The sequence below is a fragment of the Legionella maioricensis genome (assembly GCF_023618015.1).
GTDB lineage: Bacteria > Pseudomonadota > Gammaproteobacteria > Legionellales > Legionellaceae > Legionella > Legionella maioricensis.
Genome location: NZ_JAJKBJ010000002.1, coordinates 93,835 through 120,566 on the forward strand (window position 1 = coordinate 93,835; position 26,732 = coordinate 120,566).

Consider the following 26,732-nt stretch of genomic DNA (forward strand, 5'->3'; position numbering starts at 1 on the left):
ATGGCGAAAGTCATAGCCATTGCCAATCAAAAAGGGGGCGTAGGTAAAACCACTACTGCCATTAATTTAGCTGCATCGCTTGCAACCAACCATCAACAGGTATTGTTGATTGATTTAGATCCCCAAGGCAATGCAACTATGGGTAGTGGCGTAGATAAAAATCAATTGGTGCATACCACTAATGACGTGCTATTGCATGATTGCCTTGCTGTACAGGCTTGTCTTTCCACCACTTGTGGTTATGATTTAATACCTGGCAATAGCGACTTAACAGTTGCCGAAGTGAGTTTGATGGAACGCAATCATCGCGAAACTTTTTTATATAAAGCCTTACAGCCATTACAAAATAATTATGATTTTATTCTTATTGACTGCCCTCCGGCATTAAATACGTTAACCATTAACGCTTTTGTTGCTGCTGACTCGGTATTAATTCCCATGCAATGTGAATATTATGCCCTGGAAGGCTTGGCCGCCCTCCTATCCACCATCGAACAGGTTAAATCTTCGGTGAATCCCCGTTTAAATATTGAAGGGGTTCTTCGCACCATGTACGATGCGCGCAACCGATTATGTGCGGATGTATCGAAACAGCTATTAGAGCATTTTCCTGCGAAAGTCTATCGTACGGTTATACCGCGTAATGTCAGACTGGCGGAAGCACCAAGCCATGGATTACCGGCTTTGCATTATGATAAAACATCACCCGGCGCCGCAGCTTATATGGTGCTGGCTTCTGAAGTAATCAGTAAACAAACTGTAGCAGGCTAATTTGGGGGATAATTATGACAGTAAAACGCAGTGGTTTGGGACGTAATTTATCCGCCTTATTGAGTCAATCTGGCAGCACATTATTAAATGAAAAACCACAGACAGAACATCTTAAATTAGCAGTCACTTGTCTGCAGCCAGGAAAATATCAGCCCCGTGGAGAAATGGAAGAGGCGCCTTTAAATGAATTGGCTGAATCGATTAAAAAACAAGGTTTGTTACAACCTCTTTTAGTCCGAGAATTAAATAATGGCTGTTATGAAATTATTGCCGGTGAACGGCGCTGGCGTGCCAGTCAAATAGCTGGCCTCACTGAGGTTCCGGTCATAGTAAAACAAGTTGATGATGAAACAGCTATGGCTATGGCCTTGGTTGAAAATTTACAACGCGAAGATTTAAATGCCATGGATCAAGCACGGGCCATGCACCGCCTCACCAGCGAATTTGCCTTGACTCATCAACAAGTTGCAGATCTTTTGTGTAAATCGAGAACTGCCGTGAGTAATTTTTTACGTTTATTATCCTTAGCTCCAGCGGTAAAAAAACTTCTTGAGCACGGTGATTTAGATATGGGACATGCTCGCGCATTGCTGATGCTGGAAGAAGAACAACAAAGTCAGGTAGCTCTATTGATTATTGCCAAGAATTTATCAGTTCGTGAAACTGAGAAATTAGTGGAGCGAGTAAAAGCCGGTAAAATGGAAGAGTCGCCTCGTGAAGAACCAAGCCCTCTTTATCAAGATAAATTAAGTACCTTGGCGCAACAATTACAGACCAAAATAAAATTAAAACCAGGAAAAGCGGGCAAGGGCTCGCTGGTCATTCATTATGAAAATAATAATACGTTGCAGAAGATAATTGACCAACTGATGGGTTAAAACAGCAACTTTTGATTGCATCACTGGTCATTGTCGCGCGTCCGCAAGAGTTCCTTGCGAAAGAGTACATTAAACACTCAAAATGACCTGATCTGCATCGCGCCATAGCCGTCAAGATAAGACAATTTTGGTTATGTCCTTCTCTTGCAGGCGAGAATCCATTCCTGTTTTAGTACATGCTCAGGCAGCTTGTTTGCCCTTAAACAACCAAAATCCTTAGCTTGACGGCCATGGGCTGCATTGTACCAATAACCGGATACCATCTTGGCTCATTACTCCATTAATCAGTTAACCTGTTCGCGAGGTATGTACTTTATTAAAATAACATGCCCCAATAGTCGTAGACTATTATCAAGACAAGAACCAACAGAGCTTTATTTAGGCCTTAAAGAATCTCTATAGGTACTCGATAGAGCTTTGGAATTAGAGGTGAATTTTTTTTAAAACAATAACATAACCAAGATGCTAACTCATATTTTACCTACTGGCATTATATAAAGAGAGGTCTCTTCTTTAGGAAGTGCTAGTATTGCTCTGAAAGCTGCGTCATCAACAGCTCCTATGGTCACTGTTCCAAGCCCTAGAGAGGCTGCTTGTAAACACACATTTTGTGCTGCATGGCCAATTTCTATATGCGCATATAGTTTGCCACGTTTGCCATATTTCTTGGTGGTTCTGGCATACACCGCAGTCATTACTATATTAACCGGTGCACGTTTTATCGAATTTTGCTGAAGAGCGGCGGCGGTTAATGCGCTTCGCTTATCGCCTTCAACGGTGAGTAACAGTGCATTTTCTGCTGGTAAATAATGATATACGCCTTCCGGTAAATCACGAACATTGCTGCTAACCAAGTAAATTTCCAAGGGATATAATGCTCCAGCAGAAGGTGCGGTACGGAATCCCTCTGGCGATGTGATGCCCTGGGCTGCCCAGAGTAATTGCGATACTTGCTGCAAAGTCATGGCCTCATCTTTGTATTGTCTTAGCGACCGACGTTGTTTTAGTGCTTTTTCTACCGAAGTCGTACTGTCATAAACTGGCGCAGGTAATATTATTTTTTCCCCAGTGCTCACTCGTGCTGAAGGAGTTGGTTTATTTATCTTTTGTATAACCAGAAATGAAATCATTACTCCTACAATAATAAAGAACAATAGCCAAAGTGTGATCGTTGTATTATTAGCCGAGCGCATGTCTATATCCCTTAGATTATGTTCTATTACAATATCTACTGCAGAAGCAAAAGCGACCACAAAACCATTTTTGCCAAAGGAATGCAACAAGCAATAGAGCAATCATTTCTTTCAGGCTACCAACAGCAGATCATGGCCTGGCGTCATATCAGTTATTCCCGTATTACCTAGTTGTCTAATACGGGCTACTAATTCACAAGAGGGCAGTCAAAAGGCTGGGGTTGCTAGAGAATAATTTTCCTCATCAGTTGAGGCTTGAGAGCCTTTACAGGCACTGTAAGCAAACAGTCCTAGGCCAGTCAAGGCCACTGCAGCACCAGTAACAGCCACTGCGGTGCATAGGGCACCACTTAATGCAACTAAGGCAACTGCTACAGCAGCAGCACCCAGCACTGTGACAAAACCGGCTAATACGTGCATGTTCCAATCATGAGAAAAAGTGCGGTTGTATTCTCCTGGAGTTTCACCAAAAACCCCATGAAAAACCCCTATAAAGCGTCCCTCAGAATGGTCTATAGCAGTGGAGTTCTCTCCAGCCTCCCAATGACTTCTGGCTACAAGCTCTCTAACATCAGGTCTTGCTCGTCTTTCTACCGAGCGTCCCGCGCGCAATTCATTTAAATGATCAATGATTTCCATCACTGAAGCATCCAAAGCTTTATTTCTCTCCTCAAGATCCACATGTCTTTTATTGTCGATATAAATATCAGCACCCGGCGCATTACTGGCCGTATATTGATAGAAACCAGGACCTACTGTTTTGCGCTCACAGGAAAGCACTACGTCACGTGTTCTGCTTCGCTCTTTAATATCTCGATCAATCCGTCTATTCATCAGATCGTGATAGCTTTCAGTAGTCACATTAACGAGTATGGATGGGAGTTCTTTGTCTACAAAGTTTTGATAAAAATATTGAGCAAATATTCCTTCAATAACAACTACCTCAGAAGGAGAAATATCTTCCCAGGCATAATATTTATTAGTAGCAAAAGAAAGGAGGGGTTTTCGTATGCTATGCCCTTTGCTTAATTCCGTAATATCTCTATTCAAACGATCTAAATGCAGCATTTGCGGAACATCAAGATTAGTCGTTGCCCTAAAGACATCATTGTCAATATCATCCGGCCTTTCATGGAAGTAGTCATCCATTTTCAATTCCGTGGCATTAATCCCAAGCTCGTTAAGTTTTTTTAACAAATGTTTTGCAATACTTGATTTACCGCTAGCTGAAGCACCACCTATAAAAATACAATACATAGCAGATCTTTTTGAATCATTCTAAAGGGCTTGATTATGCTATAAAATGAGTATTATGACTATGAATTTTTTAATAGAAAAAATGATGAATAACAAGCAGCGTGTGTGATACCTATGGAGTATCTTATGGTCAAAAACAGATTAACTAATTGCCTTTTATTGCCCCTTCTTTTTTTTAGCCATGCCACTTCATCAGCCCCCTTTAACGCCCCCAAAAACAACATTTCTTTTGCAAGTAACATTGGTCCTATCCCACCAACAGTGCAAACGGAAATGAAGAAATACACCTGGCATAATGGTTGTCCTGTTGCCTTGGATGAATTGACCTATATTCAATTAAGCTATTGGGGATTTGATCATCAAACTCACCAAGGTATTCTTATTGTCAACAAGGAGCTGGCTCATGAGGTGGTGGCTATTTTTAAACAACTCTATTTAAAGAAATTCCCCATTCAGAGCATGAAGCCTATGGAGATCTTTCACGGTAATGACAATGCATCGATGGCAGCTAACAATACCTCTGCTTTTAACTGTCGTGATCTAACCAATAAGCCTGGAGTTTTTTCGCAACATAGTTATGGACGAGCAATAGATATTAATCCACTGATCAATCCTTTTGTTAAGGGGAAAAAGGTATCTCCTGAAGGTGGAAACAAATTTCTTAATCGCTATAAACCTTATCCCGGAAAAATAATAAAAAATGACTTTGTATCTCAACTCTTTATACAACATGGATGGGATTGGGGTGCACACTGGTATGATGTGCAAGATTATCAACATTTTGAAAAAAGAGCGAATGGCGCTAAACGCAATCCCTATGGGAATTGAGTTAAAGAGTGACCGAGTTTTTATGAGTATATTTCACCCATTATAGAACATACGCCGCATCTTATAGTATTTTCTATCACGATATTTGGTATAAGATATATTTTAAGTTATTTAAGATGGTTATAAATGATATCTATGAACACACAACCCTCCCATCCAGGAGAAGTTCTATTAAAAAAATTTTTAGAACCGATTAATCTCACTCAAAAACAATTTGCGGATCATCTAGGATGGACGTACGCCCGACTTAATGAGATTGTTAATACACGTCGTGGCGTTACTGCCGACTCCGCATTAGCATTTTCTGAAGCATTAGGTACAGAGCCCGAATTTTGGTTAAATCTTCAGCGTGATTGGGATTTATGGCGAGCCAGGCAAACTCACTCCATTATTACCCCATTGCCGCATGTAACAAAATAAACTCCAATTATGCAGTTGATGAATACCGTATATCGGTATATGATATACAGTCCATGATTGTTTCATGAATAGCTCTTTATTTAAGTACTAGCACATGAGATTTGGAGAATAAAGATCAATAGACCCTAAATCAGGAAAAAGTAATAGAGGCATACGGTTGAACAATATTTCACACTTAAAAAACCATGATTTTTTTGGGAGTCACATCGCTTACCGCACCAGTGATCAATGGGGTGAAATTGTGGTTATCGATAGAGGAAATCTCAAAGTATTAAATTTTGACCCCGTTTACGATCAAACCTGTATCTATATTAAATATCCGCATGTCCCTGTCCATGAGTACATACGGGTTATGCTGCTGGTTCTTGCATTTACTAACCCACGCCACATCACCATTTTAGGATTAGGTGGAGGCAGTCTGCTGCACTCGCTGCATTATCTTTTGCCTGAATGTTCACTCTTCTGCGTCGAGTTACGGCAAAAAGTTTATGACATTGCCCTTAATTTTTTTCAATTGCCGGTAAGAAAAAATATCCACATCATGATAACCGATGCAAAATCAGCAATAAAATATCAAGAAAGTGGCAGTACCCAGGTATTATTTGCGGATATATACCTTAGTTACGGTATGGACACGTTCCAAATTAAAAAACAGTTTATTGAGCAATGTCATCGTGTTTTAGATGATACCGGATGGCTAGTGGTTAATTATCACGAGCTTCCTGAAGAGAATTCGGCTTTTATTCAATGCTTACATAAGTACTTTGTTGAAATTCTTTTTTGCAGCACAGTAAGCGGGAATTATATTTTATTCGCCAGTAAATCACCGATTAACGACTTAGAGGCAAACGATTATCAAACAGCTGTTGTTGAATTAGAAACCAAGCTGAATATAAAACTCCTTCGTTTATTTAAGCGCTTCAAAAAAATTAAACTAAGATAGGTTGATACTAAATTAATAATTACATGCATTTTCCAGAACGGCTTTATGCTACATAGCTCAAACCACTATTTAGCGTTTGTTAAAGAGGAAAGTAATTCCAATCAAGCCGTATAATTATCTTCTGATCGCGCATCAGGATCTTCAACAGTCTCTCCGACTACCTTCTGTATTTTTTCTTTATACAATTTGGTCATCTGATCTAAGGCCTTTTCAAGATTTTGTTGATCCTTGCCATGCCCCATCTTATCAGTAGTTAACTCTTTAACATCTTGTACCAGTCGAGTTAAAGCGGTACTGTCTTTAAAATAAGTGTCATAACATGAATTTCTACTGTAACGGGTAAAATACCCAAGTTCATCGTCTTTCTTAAAGAATATAGGATCGACGCTAATCGCTTCAGCACCAAATTTCATTGATGATTTATCCCCTAACACCATTAAAGCAGTGAAAATAAAGCGCATGGCTTCGCTATTTGTTCCGTCCAATATAAGAGGATTCTCCTTGCTTGGGGGTTTTTCCATAGTTGCCAATAATTGAATTGCCATGGCAAAAGAATAAATTATTTTATTATCCCTGGCATTTTTATCTGTTTTAGCATCGCCCCCAGGAAAATGGATGGCACTCAATTGGATGTCGTTACCTTCTGTTTTAGAGCCAGTTGACGAAGTTTTTTTGGGGCGCTCTTCAAGAAAAGAGCCAATTTCAACTCCAAATTGATTCTTAATTTTATATGGACGCCCCATTCCTTCCTTTACTTGCTCTACCATTTGATAAACAGGCTTTTTTCTGTTGCCTAACTGAACTGCGACTCCTTCTATCTCATCCTCGTCTGACAAAGATGCGCCAAACAACTGGTCTTTTTGCTCCAGCGCAATGTCTGCTCCAATTTCACAGGTAAAAGTAGAAAAAACCTGAATACCTTTTTGGCCCTGCATTGCGGTTTCAACCGTGTCAATCAGGCCATCTCGGGCAATTACATGTTCTTTATCCGGATCCCCACGCAAGATTTTTTGCGTAGGCAATAAGCTGTTTTCCAATTCATCTCTCACCAGTGTTAAAGAACGCTGTAACATTTGTCTATGCTGCTCAACCCCTGGAGTTGATGGCTTTTCGGGTAATTCACTTAAAAAACCTTCTATCTGCCATTGCTTATACTCCAAATAAGCTATAAGTGTTTCACAACTTTCGTCTAAATCACGGATTTTTTGATGTAATGCTGTTGCAGATTTTTGAGCCGATGCCCCAAATGCTCCATTTAACCATGTAAAGCTATTATTGCTGAGGGCTCTGGCCTGTTCTCTTACTGTTTTTAGAGAGTCAAGATGAGTTACTAAGTCACGAATCTCCTTCTCTTGCTCCACTTTTTTCTGCCTCCAGACTTGCTTTTCATGCAAAACCAAGGCCTCTGGAGCCACCTTATTATTGCGAATTTCCTCCAGTTTTTTAACTTCAGCATAACGCTCCTCCAATGCACTGACTGCATTAATTAAAACGCTTTGAGTTCTACGCAGTGAAGAAGCTGTCTTTCTGGTGACCAACGGCTGAATGGTGTCAATGGCCAACTTAAATGAGTCAGGATCCTGAGGATTAGCCCCGTTTATCGCCTTAATAGCAGTAGATAAAGCAGCTATTTTTTTAGGACGCCGCTCATGTTTACATTCATGATCCAGTCTTGCTTCAAGCTGTTTTAGCACCGCTAAAAGATGCTGTTCCGCCGCGGTCATAATTAATAAAGACTTGGGTGTTTTTTTAATAAACGCTTCAAGGGTTATCTCTTCCTCTGATTTGACCCAGGCTTCAAAAGTTCGGCGGCTGACTAATATAGCCCCTTCATCGCCCTTTTGGGCATCCGCCCACCGGTGAGCTTTTGCACCACTCTCCTGCACCTCTTTGGGAACTGGTTTTTTAAGCACTAAATCATTGATAATCAGTAGACTTAACTTGTCTTTACTGTTTTTTCTATACCATTCCTCTGCCTCTAATGAGCCTTTTTTACCCCAATAAAATCCTTGTTTGCCATAAGCCTTAGACTCACTTAAATCCTCTGTCGAATTTAAATCAAGCTCAGGACAACGGTCAAAATCCTTTGTTTTCCAGGCTCGGTTAGACCCCATAAAACCAACCGTTTTCTTAAGAACTAAAGGTTCTTCGCCATCAACACGGGTAAACATGAGTGTGGTATTGGGTAATTTTTCAATTTTCCTAAGCATGCCGGCTGGATTTTTTAAAGGGTTGGAAAATGTTTCAGGAATGACCACACCTAGTGAGCTGGTTGCAAATACTGCTTCTTTAATACATTTTTTTGCTTTGTCTAATATTGAACTTTTACTATGCAAGTCGGAGATGCCCGTAAATCCCTGCTGATTAGCAACACGAATGGCAAATTTCCTCATTTGCGATACTTCTCGAAAAATCCCGCCATCCACAGCAACCACATCATTACCTGGCTTATCGGCTCCCGTATCCATTTTCGGTAAAAACTCACTGTCTTTTTTTATCGCCTCTTGTGCTGCAAACGATTTACCACTGGCCGAAGGTCCGGCTACAATTACCACGGGGCGTTGCGCCCATTTATCGCCCTCATAATGAGTGGTGGAGGTACGAAATACTGCATCCATGTATTCTTGACTGTTGCGCTCTTCTTTCAAAGCCTTTTGATAAAGTTCAGCTCCTTCTTTTCCAAACAGCTCTTCGAGTTTGATAGTAGCTCTTTCAGGGTTGTTTTTCCTGGGGTCTCCTGAGTCAGGGATAGCAAAACCATCTAATTTTTTACTCAAACAAAAATGGATAAACTGCTCACGAAAAAAATTGGGGTTATCTTTTGTTGGCAGAGGTAAACCATGAGCTTTGCTATAGGCTTTTATCTTTGCCAAATGTTTACCTTCATATTTATCGATCCCCTTATATAATTTCTTTTGAGCATCAGATAATTTATCAGGAGAACTGCCCAGTCGCTCACTAACAAACTGATGATTCGCTTCAGGTTCTTGTTTATAGTGCCCTACTTGCCCAAATAACTTCCCTTCCTGAACTTTATCATAGACCTCTTTGTCCAGGAGAACCTTGACTCTTTGGGGCAGCTCCGCTTTCTTCTTAGCCCCTATCGCAGCCTCATCAGTACAGGCCGCCATCATTGCGTCACCAAGTCCTTTATGAGCCTGCATTGCGCTGGATTTACTTTGATGCAAATTGGTTAGCGTCGGCTCCTCAAACTGATTACTATTTACAAGACCTTCAACGGGGGTTCTAACTTGTGCTTTGGCACTCGCCCCTTGATCCGCAAGACTAATCAGCGTAGGAGCCGTCTGTAACCCTGCTTCATTAAAAGCCTCATCCAGCGATTCTTTAAGAGATTTGGCCATTTCAGGAGTTATTTTATTGTCGCGGGCACACGTCGTCAAAGCAGTCTTCAATAGACGCTCTTTTTCGGTTAAATCATTGGTATCTTTTAAAAGTAAAGCGTCTAAAACGGCTACCCGGCCATTAATGCATTGAGCGCGCTCATTAGCACTCTTACATCCACCAATAGAAGTTTTCTCTAAAAATACAGAAAGAGACTGGACAAGTTTTGCATAATCTTTATCAAAATGCAGATTGTTAGCGACTAGATTCTTAAGGCAAGTCGTCGCATCGGCAACGATATCTTGCTGAGCTGTTGAAGGGGTGTTTTTCCATTCATTCTTAATTTGCTCAATCTTTTCTTTTGCCATTTTACCTGCCGTTGACTGGCAAAAGAAAACGGGCCTGCCAGGACGTTGCAAATAACTCTTGTACAGACCGATAATTTCCTTGATCTCCTCTTGTTGCTCAAGAGAAGAAGCTTTATACAAGGTATGTAACAAAGCCATTTCACTCATTAAAGTGGCTTCTTTAACCAATGGCCTTTGAAGTTTGCCATAACCTAAGGCACTGCCAAATCCATTGATCGGAATATTTTGGACAAAACAAAGTACGACAGGATCTCTTTTTAGGGGATCAGAATTTAGGAGATCAGAATTATAACGATTTATGGCATTAGAATTATAACGATGTGCTCCTTCAATGATTTGCCGGGCACCTTGCGTCTGTTTGTTTTTGCCCTGCGCGTCATCAATGGTATGATAAAGAGAGGTGTACAAATTATAAACAAATGCACGCTCAGGAGGAGTAGCATCCCCGGCGCACAAATTATACTTCGTTGCAATGTGATGAATTTTATTCTTGACATCATGAATGTGATAGTTTTCAGACTCACCATTCAGCTTCGCATCAAGGGAAGGCACACGAATTTGCGTTCTGGGATGGCTATGAGGACTGATGTCACCAGATTTCGTATATTGATGAGTGATCAAGGTACGGGCAGCGGTATGCTCTTCTCCCCATCCTCTATCGTGCGCAGTTATTTCCGAACCTTCAATCCAGGTTGCTAAACCTGACTCTCTGTCTGTATGGAGCAAATCATTGGCTGTTGCCGTAGTTTCTTCAGCCAACTCCTTAAGCGAATGATTAAACGAACTCTCGGTTAAGGTTACCTGCGTCCTTTTAATAATTTCATCCCGTAAAATCTTATGGGCTTGGGGGGTTATTGCCTTTCGCGCCAAATCCAGTTCATGATTTAATACACTTAAATCAATTTTGTTACCTTTATAGGCTTTCTTTAACGCAGCGGCATAGGCCGCCATCACTAACTTATTCACTCCCAGCATGGCGTCCTGATGTGCGGCCTGCAGCTCATTTCCTTTATCGTCAAGTTCATCAACTGCTTTTTCATAGACGCGGGTAGCTAAACTTAAATGAAAATGAAATTCCTGTTGTAACGCAATAATGCTTCCTTTGGGCGTAGTAGTTAAGGCTTCATGAATGGCTTGGAAATTAACGTCATCCTCTTTTTGCAAAGCCTCCAGCAATTGGGTATTCAATTTATTTTGTAGGACTTCTTGTCCACTGATGTCCAAACTAACCGTCGTTTTTCGACCTACCCACTTTCGCCACTGTTCATCCTCAATTTGAGGAACCAGCGTTTCATTAAGAAATCTCCAATCTTCTTCAGTTAATGAAACTTCAATTAAAACACGCCCTTGAGGATCTATGGCTAAATTATCGATTTGCTTATTAGCCTCTAAGACTGCCTTATCTTTCAAATACTGCAGGTAGATGGCCTGGTTTTCTGCGGATAAACTGGATAGTAACATGTTCTTATAACAACCTTCATGACCACATATTTAACAGTATAGACGGTTATTAAGAATGTTATGGAAATACGTATAGAGAAAGACTGGCTTAACATCCGCTGCTGACGCCAGAAAACCATTTGTTAGCGTTTGTCCCAACACCTCAGCACATAAAACGAAATTACTATTTGTACCATTGTCAACTCAGGTATAAAAATTGCACGATTAAACTAAGGTGGTAGAGGGAAATTTCAATGAAAACACCTAAGTCATTATTAAATAAAGGAATTAAAATGAAAAATTTATTGATGTCTCTATTGTTGATCACTATTAGTGGACAGGTTTTTGCCGATGATTTAGGCAAGAAAACGTATCAAATCGCTTGCCAGAATTGTCATGCTCCCCAGTTTTCGCAGGCGATAAAAGCTCCTACCGCCTTTAATAAAAAAGAATGGGATATTCGCTTTAAACATGCGGCTATAGAGGCCAAAAAAGATCCCGCTCAATATAAATCCGCTATGGATTATTTGTTATATAGCCTGACTATAGGAAAAGGACTCATGCAGCATGGAGGCTTATGCAATGAATCGAATGAAGTCCATAAGGATTGTTCCAATGAGGCATTAACTGCGGCAATTAATTATATGAGTCAACGGTAAGCGATAAAGAGATTCGTCCGTATCATCCGGGTAATTGCCCCATCTGCGCTATGGGGCTTGAGCCCTTGATGGCAGCGATAAATCATCATCAAAAAGCATTTTTTTATCAATCGCTCAATTAATTTCCCACTACTCGTAAAATTATAAAATCGATTGATACTTTATTTAATCAGAAATAGAATCGAGAGTCTAAATAGAGCAATAAAGGTTTAGTCTTGAAGCAAATACTTATAGATATATCAAGTATTACTGATACCTTAAGGCGAAATCAGCCTCCACACGGAATTCCTCGAGTCACCTTAGCTTATTTACACTATTATCTTTATGACATGCAATACTCTTTCGTACCCGGACACGAGTTTTTATTTTCCCCCAGGATATTTCCCAAGAAATAGGCCTTTTGCTTCTCTCTTGGGATCCGACCTCTTTTAAGACTATAGCTCGATTAATCATTAAAGGCTTGCTGCACTCTAAGAAAACGACCATTCGGACCCATTGTTTTTTACTCAAAACGGATCTTGGCGGGTTTAAAAACCCGGGTTTGCGTCCGGCCTTAACCCAAGAAAAAAAACTTATTGATGAACCCTATTTTCTAATCGTTAGTACCATTGACCCACGCAAAAACCATTTACTATTATTACAAATTTGGCGGAGTTTAGTTGATAAGTTAGGGGTAAAAACCCCAAAGTTGGTCATTCTTGGAAAACGGGGTAAACAATGTTGGGGCAGCTTGGATATGTTGGATCGTTGTGAGCAATTAAAAAGTGTGGTTATAGAGTCACAAAGTCCAGATGAAGAGCTTATTAACTATTTGCTTCATGCCAGAGCCTTACTTTTCCCAACTTTTAGTGAGGGGTATGGTCTTCCTTTGATTGAAGTCTTAAGTTTTAACACCCCAGTAATCGCCAGTGACTTACCCGTTTTTCGTGAGATAGCAGGTAATATTCCTGATTATCTGGATCCGCTTGATGGTAAAGGATGGATGGAGCATATTGAAAATTATACCCTGGAGAACAGTTCTCTTAGACAAGCGCAAAAACAGCGTATGGCTAATTTGCAAATTCCCACTTGGGATGAGCATTTCAGTAAAGTAAATGAGTTCATGAATACCTTAGAGTTGTCAGAATGACTGACAATAACATTGAAAAAGAAAGCAACTCTTGTAATGCGAGTACCGCTGCTGATTTTTATCAAGCATTCATGGAGCACTTCCGTGGTCCTTTTGAAACCATTAAGACTCAATTGAAAGTGTATCTTCCATTCATTCATACCCTTATGCAATTTTATCCGGATGCTCAAGTTCTTGACCTGGGTTCAGGTAGAGGAGAATGGCTTGAATTGTTGCAAGAACAGGGGATTTCGGCCTACGGAGTTGATACTAATGAGCGATTGATAACCTCGTCAAAAGAGCGTGGACTATCCATTATCTGTGCCAACGCGCTTGAACATCTTAAAAGGCTATCAGAACAAAGCCTTAGTGTAATTACTGCATTTCATCTGGTTGAACATCTTGCCTTTGGCGAACTGCAGAAGCTAGTGGAGGAGGCTCATCGCGTTCTTCTCCCGGGGGACTCTTGATTTTGGAAACGCCGAATCCTGAGAACATTCTTGTTGGAACGTCAACCTTCTATATGGATCCTACTCACCAAAGACCAATTCCCCCCGATTTACTCGCTTTCTTACCTCAATATTATGGATTTTCCCTGATAAAAATTTTACGTTTGCCAAAAGGACTTAATAAAACATCAGCTGACTTTATTTGATGTCCTTAGTGGGGTCAGTCCTGGCATATCTGCCGTAAAAACAAGATTTTGCACTCCTACAGCTTGCGCCCTTTCAAGTACATTCTTCATAAAACCACGATCTTTAAGCACATAAAGCTGAAACCAGATGGGTTGGGCACTTTGAGAAGCAACTTCTTCTAAAGAACAAATGGAAACAGTAGACAGGGTAAACGGTATACCCTTTTTTTCAGCGGCTTTGGCCGCTTGCACTTCCCCCCGGCGAGCATACATACCAGTGATACCTACTAGACTTAATACAACAGGCATCGCCAGTTTTTGGTCAAATAAGCAGGTTTCCAGACTCAGATTCTCTACGTTTTTCAAGATACGTTGGCGAAGCGTTACCTTCTCCAGCTCAGTAATATTAGCCTTCAACGTATGCTCAGCGTACGCTCCTCCATCAATATAATCAAAAAAAAATCGCGGTAATTTACGTTTTGCTGCGTTACGGTAATCTGCAGGAGAAGAAATGATCATGTAGTAGACTCCAATTGATTTAGCATACTAACCGTTTAGCTTATTGGTTTCCAATTGAGGTATTAGCACGACACCGCAACTCAATTATTTGCGCTGATGAGTAAACCAAGTTCAAAATATAAGCTTGCTTATTTTACAATAGAATCAAAGCCTTTATTAAAAGCCAACCACTTTTAGCGTTAATAATTTAAAATTAATGAATATCTGATTCTTCATCATATTGCAAGAATTGCTGCCGATAGATTATCAGAACAAGAGACACAAGTTAGTCGTATTCGATTACGCTAAAATGTTTTATAATAGTGAGTCATCCACCAACTCTGTTTTTTACCCCAGGCATCTTTGAGCCTTTGCAATAGTTTCATCAAGTTAACGTAGAGTTTTTTAAGTCAGGATACAATCGTAGGCTCTATCCCCTCGATACTGCGGCATTTTGCTATCCTATATAAGGACATTTGAAATATGAAAAAACACCCATTGACGTGGTTTAGAACCTATATTTTCCTTTTGCTGGCGTTCACGACCTCAAGCATAAACGCCGCCACGCCCTTATGGACCTTTGAGCCCATAACGGATACCGAGCTTCTAATTCCTGCCAACGGCAGTGCCTCGGTACGCTATCAAGTGACTAATCACACCAGCAAAACGCAGCATTTATTGATGCAACCCATTCAAGGGATTATTGCTTCAGGCTGCACGCCAGTAGGCCCACATGAAAGCTGTACCCTCAACGTGCAGTTGCAGGGTGCCAATTTGCCTCCTGTGATTTCCGGAGGACCTGTTTTATGCTCCCAGGGAAGTGCCCAGCAATGTTACCGCCCCAGAGCTGACGACGAATTGCACATTACCCTAACCCGGCCGCCCTCTTCCTATACTCTCGCCGGCATGATCTCCAATCTGACCGCTAATGGTCTGGTCTTACAAAACAATGGGGGCGATAATTTGTCTGTTGCTACGGGGGCGACTCACTTTCAATTTGCAAATGAGCTTCCCCCGGGCAGCAGTTATAACGTCACCGTAGCCCAACAACCGACTGGACAACAGTGCACCATGAGCAATGGCTCAGGCACGATGAGCAGTAACGTGAATAATGTATCGGTTAGCTGTGTTACCACGATTTCCCTTAGCGGCACGCCTCTGTTACTCCCCCCGAATACCACCGGCTCTCTTACGGTGATGAACAACGGTACGACAACGGTGACGGATGTCATGGCGTCCATACCACCAGGCTTGGCTGTCAACGTCACTCAGAATGCCAGTGATTGCCTCGTTCTCCCCGCCGGACACCATTGCTATTTGCATTTTACCTCTAACGATCAATCCTATCCGGTCACCGCCATCAGTATTGCCGGTAACGAGACGAATACCGTGGCCGCCACCCTGGCGCTGGGCTACCCCTATGAGACTAATGGCACGGTGAACGCTATCGTCTTCGATGCAAGCAACCATCTGGTCTATTTGGGAGGGGCCTTTACCTGGGTAGGACCTACCACTGGCAGCGGGGTGCCCATTGATACGGGCACAGGATTGCCGGTCACTCCTTTTCCACAGGTGAATGGCGATATCTTAATAGCGGTGACCGATGGTCTTGGCGGCTGGTATATTGGAGGACGTTTTACGTCGGTAGCCGGAGTAGCGCGTAATCGGCTGGCTCATATCCTGAACGATGGCACTCTCGACCTCAACTGGAACCCCAATGCCAATAATCAGGTGAACACCCTGGCTTTGAGCGGTTCAACCCTCTATGCCGGTGGATATTTTACCACGGTAGGCGGCCAGACGCGCAATAATATTGCGGCTCTTAATACCAGCACCGGTTTAGCCACCAATTGGAACCCCAATGCAGGTAGCAATGTGTTTGCTCTGGCCTTGAACGGTTCGACGGTCTATGCTGGAGGGATTTTTACCACCATTGGCGGCCAGACGCGCAACCGCATTGCCGCCCTTGATGCCAGCAGCGGTTTAGCGACCAGTTGGAATCCCAATGCCAATCAAACCGTAAATACTCTGGCCTTTAGTGGTTCGACGCTCTATGTCGGGGGATTATTTTCCAGTATTGGCGGGCAAGCACGCAACCGCATTGCGGCCCTTGACCCCAGCACGGGTTTAGCCACCAGCTGGAATCCTGATGGTGCGGGCACGGTGCTCAGTATGGCCTTGAGCAGCTCAACGGTCTATGTCGGAGGACTCTTTAGTAGTATTGGCGGCCAAACACGTAACAATATTGCCGCCATTGATATCAACACCGGTCTGCCTACCAGCTGGAACCCCAATGCCAATGGCACGGTGTATGGACTGGCATTTGACGGTTCCACGGTCTATGCTGGTGGGTCGTTTTTCACTATTGGCGGGCAGAGACGAAATCGCATTGCCGCCCTGGATGTCAGTACCGGTCTTGCAACCAGTTGGAATCCCGGCGCCAGCTCCACCGTGATGACACTGGCTCCTATCAGTTCAACCGTCTATGCAGGAGGATCTTTCACCAGCATTGGTGGCCAGACCCGCAATTACATTGCCGCTCTGGATGCCAGTACTGGTAAGGTTACGGACTGGGATCCCAATGCCAATAACACGGTGCAAGCACTGGCCTTGAGTGATTCGACCGTGTATGCCGGAGGGGATTTTACCACCATTGGCAGCCAGACTCGCAATCACATTGCCGCCCTGGATATCAGCACGGCTCTTGCGACAGGCTGGAACCCCAATGCCAATAGCACTGTTGCAGCCCTGGCTCTGAGTGATTCGCTTGTCTATGTCGGGGGAGCATTTACCAGTATTGGCGGACAGACCCGCAACCGCATTGCCGCCCTGGATATCAGCACAGCTCTTGCAAACAGCTGGAACCCCAATGCCAATAACACGGTGCAAACACTGGCCCTGAACAGCTCCACGGTCTATGCTGGGGGAGCTTTTACCAGCATTGGTGGCCAGACGCGTAATCGCATTGCCGCCCTGGATATCAGCACAGCTCTTGCGACCAGCTGGAATCCCAATGCCAATAACACGGTGCAAACACTGGCCCTGAACAGCTCCACGGTCTATGCTGGGGGAACTTTTACCAGTATTGGTGGCCAGACGCGTAATCGCATTGCCGCCCTGGATATCAGCACGGCTCTTGCGACCAGCTGGAATCCCAATGCCAATAGCACTGTTGCAGCCCTGGCTCTGAGTGATTCGGTTGTCTATGTCGGGGGAGCATTTACCAGTATTGGCGGGCAGACACGCAACCGCATTGCCGCCCTGGATATCAGCACAGCTCTTGCAAACAGCTGGAACCCCAATGCAGATAACACCGCGCTCACACTGGCTCTGAGCAGCTCCACTGTCTATGCCGGCGGCTCCTTTACTACTTTGAATGGTATACCATTTAATAAGGTTGCGGTCATCCCCATGGATTTACCACCAGTCCCTTAATAAACGAAATTCCCTGTGCGTCAAAAACCAACACGCACAGGGAAGCTACCATTTAAGTTAACGTGAGTTATGTGTGAGCTAAGCCTCTTTTTTTATAGCTTACACTCAAGCTATTCCTCCAAGATCTGTTTAATTATTCTTGAGCTAGAATTATATATATGGAAGCTATTTTAATCGATTAAGTTTATTTAGAGATAATTTGCCTTAAATATGGACAAGGTCAATGCAAATTAGAGGATTCTTACCTTACAATAACGGAGGTTGTCGTGTTAATTCAACCGGTTCAACCTGTGATAGTAACTATCAAAATTGGTGAAAACAAATATGATTGCCAAATGATTAGTTTATCCGAAGCGGAGTTAGAGTTAAGCGGCGCTGATTATTTAGAGAAAGACAGCGAGGTCTTCTTTTTTGCTAAGTACTTCCGCGGTAATGCCATCATACGAGAAATTAATTTTGCTCAATTCTGCTTTACTTATAAGATGGAAATTGAAAAAATTCAATTTCAGCCGGGCTTGATTATCAATACCCGGCTGTAATAGCAAAATTTATAACCAATAAACGAACAGAAATAAGAACAGCCAGACCACATCTACAAAATGCCAATACCAAGCAACACCTTCAAATGCAAAATGCCGTTCCGGAGTGAAATGACCACGCTTACAACGAATTAAAATAACGATGAGCATGATGGTTCCAATGGTAACGTGCAAGCCATGGAAGCCCGTGAGCATAAAAAAGGTGGTACCGTACATGCCCGCAGCAAGGGTTAAGCCCATCTCGGTGTAAGCTTCATGATATTCATAAGCCTGTAAAGTCAAGAACAACAAACCCAAGGCAATGGTCAAAGACATCCCCACTAACAATTGAGTTCGTTTATTTAATTTTAAAGCCCAGTGCGCCCAGGTAATGGTGACTCCAGAGGTTAATAAAATTAGCGTATTTATCGCAGCCAAGCCCCAAGCGCCCATGGCTTCATGAGCTCCTGAAAAAATTTGATTATCAGGATTATTTAATAAAGGCCACGTTGCTTTAAAATCTGGCCATAAAGTAATGTGAGTCATCGGATGAACCTCACCTCCCAAAAGAGGTATCACCCAAAATCGGGCGAAAAATAAGGCACCAAAGAAAGCACCGAAAAAACAGACCTCAGAGAAAATAAACCAGCACATTCCCCAACGAAATGATTTATCGACTTGCAGATCATAAAGACCTTTACTGTTTTCGTAGATAACCTGGCCAAACCAGCCAAACATCATGCCGATAAGAATACAAAGACCCAAAGTAAAGACATAAGGACCATACCAATCATTATGAAGCCACGAGGCGGCTCCCACTAATGTAGTGGTCAATCCAAATGATCCAACCAAAGGCCAATGACTAGGCTTGGGGACATAATAAGTACCTTGCGCTCCCATTGTGTTTTAATCTCCTGTGTCAATAATACAACTCGTGCTGATGTTAATTGATTGCTCTGCCAGTCACATCAAATAAAGTATAAGACAAAGTTACGGTCTTAACATTTGCAGGCAAGGCCGTATCCAAGTGAAATAACAACGGCATATTCATTGCTTCATGCCCTTTTAATGTTTGTTGAGTAAAACAAAAACACTCAGTTTTTTTTAAATATTTAGCAGCAATTCCTGGTGTCACACTGGGAATTGCTTGCACAGTCATTTGATGATCGGTTTTATTCTCGGCATAAAAGGCCAATTTAACAATTTCACCAGGATGAACTTTGATTTTTTTAGTCTTTGGGTAAAAGGCCCAAGGAACTCCGCTATTGTTAGTAGCAACAAATTCAACCAAAACTTCCCGCTCTGCAGCAATTGTAACTTTGCTCGCATCATAAGCAATGGCTTCAGGATTAGTTTTACCATTAATGCCTAAAGTCTTGCACAAACTATTGTAGATGGGAACAAGCGCGAAACCAAACGCAAACATCCCCAACACAATCAGTGACAATATAAGCAGCAATTTCTGCTGTTTTTTTTCATTGCTCATCAACTTCCGCCTTTACTCAATAACAGGTGGCGTTGTAAAGGTGTGATAAGGTGGAGGAGACGGTAAGGTCCATTCCAGACCATGGGAACCCTCCCAAACTCTATCTGTTACCACATCTTTATTAGTTCCTCTTTTTCTCACCGTTGCTATTACATTATATAAAAACAGGAGTTGCGAAAAACCAAAGATAAAGGCTCCAACGGATATCATTACGTTAAAATTGGTGAACTGTAAGGCATAATCAGGAATCCTTCTCGGCATGCCAGCAAGACCTAAGAAATGCATGGGGAAGAAGGTAATATTTACGGAAATAACCGATAGCCAAAAATGCCATTTGCCTATGGCTTCGTTGTACATATGTCCTGTCCATTTGGGCAACCAATAATAAGTAGCAGCCATTAGAGAAAATATAACTCCGGGAACAAGGACGTAATGGAAATGGCCAACCACAAAGTAGCTGTCCTGGTATTGATAGTCAGCAGGAACCAAAGCCAACATCAAACCGGTAAAGCCGCCAATGGTAAATAAAAACACGAATGCCACAGCAAATAACATGGGAGTTTCAAAGGTCATTGCTCCTTTAAACATGGTACTGACCCAGTTAAATACTTTAATTCCAGTAGGCACGGCAATTAACATCGTGGTATACATGAAAAATAACTCAGCTCCCAACGGCACTCCCGTGGTAAACATATGATGTACCCATACGATAAACGACAAGATAGCAATACTAACTGTCGCATACACCATAAAGTGGTAACCAAATAAGGGCTTGCGGCTAAAAGTTGGAATAATTTCAGAGATAACGCCAAATGCAGGCAGAACCAGAACGTACACCTCGGGATGTCCAAAGAACCAAAAGACGTGTTGGAATAATATAGGATCACCACCACCAGCTGCACTAAAGAAACTGGTACCAAAATGCCTGTCTGCTAACATCATGGTTACCGCACCTGCTAATACCGGCATAATCGCAATAAGCAAAAATGCGGTAATAAGCCAAGTCCATACGAACATAGGCATTTTCATTAAAGTCATCCCAGGGGCTCTTAAATTGAGTATGGTCGCAATAATGTTAATGGAACCCATGATGGATGAAAGTCCCATCATGTGGATAGAAAAAATCATAAAGTCAGTGCTGGGAGGCGCATAGGTTGTTGACAAAGGCGCGTACATAGTCCAACCGAAGTTAGGGCCTCCACCGGCATGAAACATCGTCGAAAACAACAGACAAAAAGCAAAGGGTAAAATCCAGAAGCTCCAGTTGTTTAAGCGGGGTAAAGCCATATCAGGCGCACCTATCATCATCGGTATTTGCCAATTTGCCATCCCGGTAAAGGCTGGCATAACTACCCCAAAGAGCATCACTAAGCCATGCATAGTAGTCATTTGATTAAAAAAGTTAGGATCAACAAATCGATGACCTGGTTGAAATAACTCAACTCGGATGACCAAAGCCATAGCCCCGGCTACGAAAAAACTAATCATTGCTAACCATAAGTAAAGACTTCCTATGTCTTTATGGTTCGTTGTAAATAACCAACGTTTTACAAATCCCCAAAAGCCTTTGCCTTGCTCCGGACCATGATGCTCATCATGGGACTCATCTGTATGTGATAATGCGTGACTCATTGCAAACCTCCAGCTTGAACTTTATTAACCATGGTAGGTTGTTGGTTAGTACTTTGTCTTAATGCAGCAACCTGTTCAGGTTGAATCTCATCTTCTGTGTTATTTCCCCAGGCATTACGTTCATAAGTCGTAATTGCAGCAATTTCCTCATCGGTTAATTGATCTTTATAAGGTTGCATTGCCGATCCGGGAATACCATTAAGGATCAAATCAATATGACGGGAAATAGGCTTACCCACGGCGATGGAACTGCCTCTAAGCGCAGGATACAGAGGAGGAAGTCCCATCCCATCGGCCTTATGGCAAGCAACACAAATTTGCTCGTATTTTTGTTTACCTAAACTCATTAAGTCGGAATACGTCATTGTTTTTGGTGAGGCAGGCTGATTTCCCGCGGCTCCCGTGTGCTCATCCACTTTAGTTTGATGGGCAACCCATTGGTCAAATTCATCTTGGCTTACAGCCTCCACCACTATAGGCATAAACCCATGATTAATACCGCAAAGCTCAGCACATTGACCTCGGTAGATACCTGGTTTATCAATTTTCGCCCAAGCTTCATACATGAACCCTGGAATTGCATCACGTTTAATCCCTAATTCAGGCACCCACCAGGAATGAATCACATCATTAGAGGTTACCAATAGACGTATTTTTTTATTAACAGGTAAAACCAAAGGTTTATCTACTTCCAATAAATACCACGGTCCTTTTTCCTGTTTATTCTGGATTTGCTCATAAGGGGTCGATAAATTACTAAAAAAACTGATCCCTTGATCCAGATATTGGTATTGCCATTTCCATTGGTGGCCCACCACCTTAACCGTGACCTCAGATTGGTTGCTGTCATCCATACGAATCAATACCCTGGTCGCTGGTACCGCCAATCCTACAAGAATTAAAAATGGAATGACTGACCAAACGATTTCCAAGCGAGGATTATCGTGAAATGTTGCCGGCGCATACCCTTTGGATTTTCGATGATGCACTAAGGAATAAATCATCACTCCAAATACAACAACCCCAATGATGGCACATATAACCATGGCAATCATGTGCAGATAATAAATATCCTTACTTATGGGAGTTACCCCTTTATACATATTTAACTGCCAGTAATCCGCAGCGGCCAGCACTGATTGTGTGGAAAATAAAGCGCAAAGGATTACCACCAATCTACAGATCTTTAACCTGTTTAACATCCCCAATCCCTCTTCTCTTCAAGTAGTCAGATTAATCTGACTCATATTTAATCGATTTAATGAAACAATTTACCGTCTTTTACCATAAGGAATAATTTCCTTCGGTTTTAGACTGATTTACTATGTACTTAATGGCGTCAATGATTTCATTGGTAGTGCATTTATCACACCCTCCATTTTTTGGATGGTCTTTTCCTTTAATCGTATTTTCGATCAAGACATCCATATTTTTGGCAATCAAAGGCTTCCACACCTGTTTATCACCAATTTGGGGAGCACCAGATTTTCCTTCATTATGACAAACAGCACAATTTTCATTGTAAATATTAGCGCCACTGGAAGGATATTTTGCTGGGCCCCCTGCTGACAGGTCTCTCCATTGAGCACGAGTCAGAGACTCGTTGAGAATGTAATCTACAGCAGAAATAATATCGTTATCCGAACAGGTGACGCAGGCTCCTTTAATAGGCATGGAGTTGAATCCATGAATCACATGTCGATAGAGTCCAGTTAAGCCACTGCTTTTAAGGCGCATATACCAGTTTGACGGATCACCAATAATTGGCGCACTCATTTCGCCATTTTGATGGCAAATCACACACACTTTAGTATAAATTTGCTTGCCACGAGACAAAGAAGGAGCCTTATTTGAAGGCTCAATGCCGCTCACCAAGGGGTCTGGCGTTGTTACTGTCTTAATATAAGTTGCAATGGCAAGCAGATCTGCATCATTTAAATGGCTTAAACTGTCACGATTCACTTCTGCCATCGGCCCGGCTACGGGTCCAGCATTATTAAGTAACTCACCTTTTCTGAATACATCAGCTATTTGCTCATGAGTTGCGGGCTCCAAGCCAAATTTGGTGATATTAGGTGCCCAGTACCCGTCGACAAAACCGCCTGTTAAATAATATTGGGTTTTTGGCCCCCCGAACACGTTTAACGGCGTGTGGCACATGCTGCAATGTCCTAAGCCATCGACTATATATTTTCCGCGATTCCACTCAGGGGATTGCTCAGGATCATATTTTATTTCCGTATTTTCAGGGAAGAAAAATAAGAAATTCCATCCCCAAAGACTAAATCGAGCCCCAGGAACGCCAAAAGGGAAAGGTAAGGATTTATTCTCTAATTTTACAGGAGGAATACTCATAAAATACGCATATAAGGCACGCGCATCATCATCGGTAATTTTAGAAAAATAGATATATGGGAATACGGGGAAATAGTTTCTTCCTTTTGGATCCCGTCCTTCTTTCAGTGCTCTGATAAAGTCTTGCTCCGTCCAATTACCTATTCCCGTCTCTTTATCCGGAGTAATGTTAGGACTATAAAAGGTGCCGAAAGGAGTTGCTATAGGTAATCCTCCAGCATAAGCAGGAGTACCACTTTTCAAGTCGGTATGACAGGCAATACAGTCACCCATCTTTGCCAAATACTCCCCACGCTGAATCAATTCGGGTTGGATGCCGGTTACAGCAGACGTAGGAGGATACGTTGGAGTTACTGCAGCCGAATGAGGACCTTTTGGAGAATTGGTATCGACGGCTGGTTCTATGGGCTTAGTGCTCACGTTTTCAGCATACAAAGATTGACTCATAACACTTAGCATTGCCAAAGCAACAGTGGCAATCAATTTTCTTCTTAACAAAGAGCCCACGCTCCCTCCTATTTGTTCTTATTTTGTACGTTTCTCTTGAGGAGACAGAATAATTGTCGCATTTTATACTCCACAATAGATAAGTTGCAATGTTATTCAGGTTTTTTAAATAACTACTTAAAAATATCTTCTTTTCAATGCTCGTCTTAAAAATCTCCCGTACCATCCCAGTCGTGCTATGTCGAAAGATCAATAGTCCGCAGACCCAGAAGTTGCTGGCTAAAAAATTATTCCTAACAGATTAAAATCATCGCTGATATAATGCGCTTCTTCATCCAATTAAGGGAACTAACCATGGCATTCAAACCAGCAGTCGAATTAACTAAATTACAGCAAGAAAAAAGATTTGTAACCCTTATCGACGGAAAAAAAATCCTGTTAATTTGGCATAATGAGCAAGTACATGCCGTTGAGTCTCAATGCCCTCATTTAAAATTACCGCTAACGAAGGGAAAAATTACTGATGATGGCTCCATAATATGTCCTTTTCATAAGAGCGAGTTCGATTTAGTCAGCGGTGAATCCAAGTGCTGGTCTCCATGGCCCCCTGTTGTTGGTAATTTGTTAGGTAAAATTACCAAGGAAAAAAATCTTAAGATTTATCCTACGCAAATTGAAAATGGGCAAGTTTTGGTCGAAGTAAATTAAATATTATTTTTTTTGAGTGCCTGTACATCGCGACGTCCCGCGGAACGTCGCGATGTACACAAATTGAGTTAGGTAACAACACCCTATGACAGGAGGTAACATTCGTCATCTAGAACACCGTGAAGGCTCTCCAAATGCAGCCACCATGTCAGTTGCAAAAGTATTGTGCCTTCATGTGAAGAGCCCCCTCTTCGCTTGGGATGACCTATCATCGATAGGATGTTTCGTGATGTTTCTCCTTTGCAAGACATTTGCACAAAGTATGCCCTATATGTAAAATTCAAATACCGTACTGGCGAAAAATATGTTATCATTCGCGCTCGACTAATTTCGCTTTGCATTTCCTCATGTTTATTTACTTTAATGGATTACTTCTGGGTTTATCCTTAATAATGGCTTTGGGTCCACAAAATATCTTTCTTATAAAACAAGGCGCAAGAAGAAATCATGCTGCCTTATCTGCCGCCGTCTGCTTTATTTGCGACATTATTTTAGTCGGGGCCAGCGTCGCGGGATTACATGAACTCCTGTTAAATCATCCTACTCTGCAAATCTGGATGATTTGGTTAGGCTCCGCCTTCCTGTTTTATTATGCAATGAAAACTTTGCGCAGTGCTTTTTCCAAGAATAAACCGAAAACCGATCTCTCCCATCAAACTCACAATAGAATCCAGATTATTCTTTTTGCCTTGGGTTTTAGTTTATTGAATCCGCACGCCATCATCGATGCGCTGGTTATTATCGGTAGCGGCAGCAGCCAATTCCCAGATCACGAATTGATTTTTTTATTGGGTGTCATTACCTCAAGCCTACTCTGGTTCAGCTCTTTATTTTTTACTACCCGCTATTTTGCCAATATTTTAACCAGAGCGACTGTATGGCAGGGTATTGAATTATTCAGTGGTTTTTTAATGGCATTTATTGGTATTAAACTCGCATTGAGCAATATGTAAAAGTGATGAGATATTAAATTAAAGAATGGTTTATCGAAGATAAGGAAATGATAAAATAAAAATAGAAAGGGCCAATCAGTGTGTCGCCAATTGACCCAGTGGAATGACACATAGCAAGTCCAACCTCGCAAGACCAATATCTCATAATCTGCCAGTCAGTGTCAACATTTTTACCATATTTGAGTACGGCTTATTTACCAATAATCTCATTGTTGTTCTAATTTCATTCGGTTACACTGTTTTTTTTATAATGTTTAGGCAATTTATGTTTTACGGGGATACGATTCAAGAAACAAGACAAATGTTTTTCACCAGTTGGGATAAATACCAACATAAAAAACCACTGTCGTCTTTGGAAAATGAAATTGTTCAGGTGCTGTTGGCGCATCCTGAGTACCATAAGATCATTGAGAGCACCACTAAATTTCAGGAACATACCTATTATCCTGAATTGGGTGAAACAAACCCTTTCCTTCATATGGGGCTGCATCTTGCAGTGAGAGAACAAGTAACAACAGACCGTCCAGCGGGTATTAATGCTGTTTATAAAAATTTAGTGAGTAAATATGCTGATCCATTGATCGTTGAGCATTTAATCATGGATCAACTGGCTGAATGTTTGTGGCTTTCGCAAAAAAATAATGTGCCACCCGATGAACAGCATTATTTGAATGCTTTAGCTGCTTTATGCAACCCGTAGTAATCTGTAGCCGGGATTAGGCTGCGCTAATCCGGGCTACAATTTCCTTTCTTTTCCTAAGTAAGTGCTCAATGTAGATACTTCGCTAAACTGATTGCTATTTTAACTGGGTACCTTGATAATTATCAGTTAAGATAAGTAATTAAATCGAGCGTTCAA

At 41.9% G+C, this 26,732-nt stretch carries 22 protein-coding genes; 13 read left to right on the top strand and 9 right to left on the bottom strand.

Going from position 1 to position 26,732, the window contains the following annotated elements; genetic code table 11:
* Together LOX96_RS02705 and LOX96_RS02710 are read left to right on the top strand one after the other, a co-directional pair.
* Entirely contained in the window at positions 1-771 is a 771-nt protein-coding gene (locus LOX96_RS02705; RefSeq protein WP_250420343.1) for a ParA family protein, read from the top strand.
* A 14-nt stretch (positions 772-785) separates the two neighbouring features.
* Positions 786-1,649, top strand: a complete 864-nt coding sequence (locus LOX96_RS02710; protein WP_250420345.1) for a ParB/RepB/Spo0J family partition protein — start codon at positions 786-788, stop codon at positions 1,647-1,649.
* 470 nt (positions 1,650-2,119) lie between these two features.
* Here the strand turns inward: LOX96_RS02710 and LOX96_RS02715 are convergent, their stop codons facing one another.
* On the bottom strand, positions 2,120-2,932 hold the full coding sequence (locus LOX96_RS02715; protein WP_250420348.1) for a SagB/ThcOx family dehydrogenase: 813 nt from the start codon (positions 2,930-2,932) through the stop codon (positions 2,120-2,122).
* A 117-nt stretch (positions 2,933-3,049) separates the two neighbouring features.
* Positions 3,050-4,099: a uridine kinase family protein gene (locus LOX96_RS02720; protein ID WP_250420350.1), complete on the bottom strand. Its 1,050-nt coding sequence runs from the start codon at positions 4,097-4,099 to the stop codon at positions 3,050-3,052.
* A gap of 126 nt (positions 4,100-4,225) precedes the next feature.
* Between LOX96_RS02720 and LOX96_RS02725 the strand changes: the two genes are divergently transcribed.
* The 3 genes from LOX96_RS02725 to LOX96_RS02735 all read left to right on the top strand — a co-directional run bounded on the left by LOX96_RS02725 (position 4,226) and on the right by LOX96_RS02735 (position 6,290).
* Complete coding sequence (locus tag LOX96_RS02725; protein WP_250420353.1) at positions 4,226-4,927, top strand: M15 family metallopeptidase; 702 nt, start codon at positions 4,226-4,228, stop codon at positions 4,925-4,927.
* 135 nt (positions 4,928-5,062) lie between these two features.
* Entirely contained in the window at positions 5,063-5,347 is a 285-nt protein-coding gene (locus tag LOX96_RS02730) for a HigA family addiction module antitoxin (protein WP_250420356.1), read from the top strand.
* Positions 5,348-5,504: 157 nt separating this feature from the next.
* Positions 5,505-6,290 carry a class I SAM-dependent methyltransferase gene (locus LOX96_RS02735; protein WP_250420359.1) on the top strand — a complete coding sequence of 262 codons (786 nt, stop codon included), beginning with the start codon at positions 5,505-5,507 and terminating at the stop codon, positions 6,288-6,290.
* A 101-nt stretch (positions 6,291-6,391) separates the two neighbouring features.
* Here the strand turns inward: LOX96_RS02735 and LOX96_RS02740 are convergent, their stop codons facing one another.
* Positions 6,392-11,461: a hypothetical protein gene (locus LOX96_RS02740; RefSeq protein WP_250420362.1), complete on the bottom strand. Its 5,070-nt coding sequence runs from the start codon at positions 11,459-11,461 to the stop codon at positions 6,392-6,394.
* Positions 11,462-11,733: 272 nt separating this feature from the next.
* Here LOX96_RS02740 and LOX96_RS02745 point away from each other — a divergent pair, with 272 nt between their 5' ends.
* The 3 genes from LOX96_RS02745 to LOX96_RS02755 all read left to right on the top strand — a co-directional run bounded on the left by LOX96_RS02745 (position 11,734) and on the right by LOX96_RS02755 (position 13,677).
* Entirely contained in the window at positions 11,734-12,099 is a 366-nt protein-coding gene (locus tag LOX96_RS02745) for a cytochrome C (protein ID WP_250420617.1), read from the top strand.
* A gap of 400 nt (positions 12,100-12,499) precedes the next feature.
* Positions 12,500-13,228, top strand: a complete 729-nt coding sequence (locus LOX96_RS02750) for a glycosyltransferase family 4 protein (protein ID WP_250420365.1) — start codon at positions 12,500-12,502, stop codon at positions 13,226-13,228.
* Positions 13,225-13,677, top strand: coding sequence for a class I SAM-dependent methyltransferase (locus LOX96_RS02755; protein WP_250420368.1), 453 nt, complete (start codon positions 13,225-13,227; stop codon positions 13,675-13,677). The genes LOX96_RS02750 and LOX96_RS02755 overlap by 4 nt, the downstream gene beginning before the upstream one ends.
* 167 nt (positions 13,678-13,844) lie before the next feature.
* On the opposite strand, the gene LOX96_RS02760 is transcribed toward LOX96_RS02755, so the two are convergent.
* Positions 13,845-14,360 carry an alpha-hydroxy-acid oxidizing protein gene (locus LOX96_RS02760; RefSeq protein WP_284498286.1) on the bottom strand — a complete coding sequence of 172 codons (516 nt, stop codon included), beginning with the start codon at positions 14,358-14,360 and terminating at the stop codon, positions 13,845-13,847.
* 462 nt (positions 14,361-14,822) lie between these two features.
* On the opposite strand from LOX96_RS02760, the gene LOX96_RS02765 reads away from it, so the two are divergent.
* Together LOX96_RS02765 and LOX96_RS02770 are read left to right on the top strand one after the other, a co-directional pair.
* A complete protein-coding gene (locus LOX96_RS02765) occupies positions 14,823-17,774 on the top strand; it encodes a beta strand repeat-containing protein (RefSeq protein ID WP_250420371.1) in 2,952 nt (983 codons plus the stop codon).
* Positions 17,775-18,040: 266 nt separating this feature from the next.
* The gene (locus tag LOX96_RS02770; RefSeq protein WP_250420374.1) at positions 18,041-18,313 is read left to right on the top strand and encodes a hypothetical protein; all 273 of its coding nucleotides are present in this window, start codon (positions 18,041-18,043) and stop codon (positions 18,311-18,313) included.
* Between the two features lie 9 nt (positions 18,314-18,322).
* Here LOX96_RS02770 and LOX96_RS02775 read toward each other — a convergent pair whose 3' ends face one another.
* The 5 genes from LOX96_RS02775 to LOX96_RS02795 form a co-directional block, all read right to left on the bottom strand.
* Positions 18,323-19,192 carry a cytochrome c oxidase subunit 3 gene (locus LOX96_RS02775; protein WP_250420376.1) on the bottom strand — a complete coding sequence of 290 codons (870 nt, stop codon included), beginning with the start codon at positions 19,190-19,192 and terminating at the stop codon, positions 18,323-18,325.
* 43 nt (positions 19,193-19,235) lie between these two features.
* Positions 19,236-19,778 carry a cytochrome c oxidase assembly protein gene (locus LOX96_RS02780; protein WP_250420379.1) on the bottom strand — a complete coding sequence of 181 codons (543 nt, stop codon included), beginning with the start codon at positions 19,776-19,778 and terminating at the stop codon, positions 19,236-19,238.
* Between the two features lie 12 nt (positions 19,779-19,790).
* Positions 19,791-21,410, bottom strand: a complete 1,620-nt coding sequence (gene ctaD, locus LOX96_RS02785) for a cytochrome c oxidase subunit I (RefSeq protein ID WP_250420382.1) — start codon at positions 21,408-21,410, stop codon at positions 19,791-19,793.
* Complete coding sequence (gene coxB / locus LOX96_RS02790; RefSeq protein ID WP_250420385.1) at positions 21,407-22,612, bottom strand: cytochrome c oxidase subunit II; 1,206 nt, start codon at positions 22,610-22,612, stop codon at positions 21,407-21,409. The genes ctaD and coxB overlap by 4 nt, the downstream gene beginning before the upstream one ends.
* A 79-nt stretch (positions 22,613-22,691) precedes the next feature.
* Positions 22,692-24,272, bottom strand: coding sequence for a c-type cytochrome (locus LOX96_RS02795; RefSeq protein ID WP_250420388.1), 1,581 nt, complete (start codon positions 24,270-24,272; stop codon positions 22,692-22,694).
* A 294-nt stretch (positions 24,273-24,566) separates the two neighbouring features.
* Here LOX96_RS02795 and LOX96_RS02800 point away from each other — a divergent pair, with 294 nt between their 5' ends.
* From LOX96_RS02800 to LOX96_RS02810, 3 genes are all read left to right on the top strand, one after another.
* On the top strand, positions 24,567-24,920 hold the full coding sequence (locus LOX96_RS02800; protein WP_250420391.1) for a Rieske (2Fe-2S) protein: 354 nt from the start codon (positions 24,567-24,569) through the stop codon (positions 24,918-24,920).
* A gap of 347 nt (positions 24,921-25,267) precedes the next feature.
* Positions 25,268-25,873, top strand: coding sequence for a LysE/ArgO family amino acid transporter (locus LOX96_RS02805; RefSeq protein ID WP_250420393.1), 606 nt, complete (start codon positions 25,268-25,270; stop codon positions 25,871-25,873).
* A gap of 265 nt (positions 25,874-26,138) precedes the next feature.
* Positions 26,139-26,573, top strand: a complete 435-nt coding sequence (locus LOX96_RS02810; RefSeq protein WP_250420396.1) for a DUF1841 family protein — start codon at positions 26,139-26,141, stop codon at positions 26,571-26,573.
* The last annotated feature ends 159 nt before the right edge of the window (positions 26,574-26,732 follow it).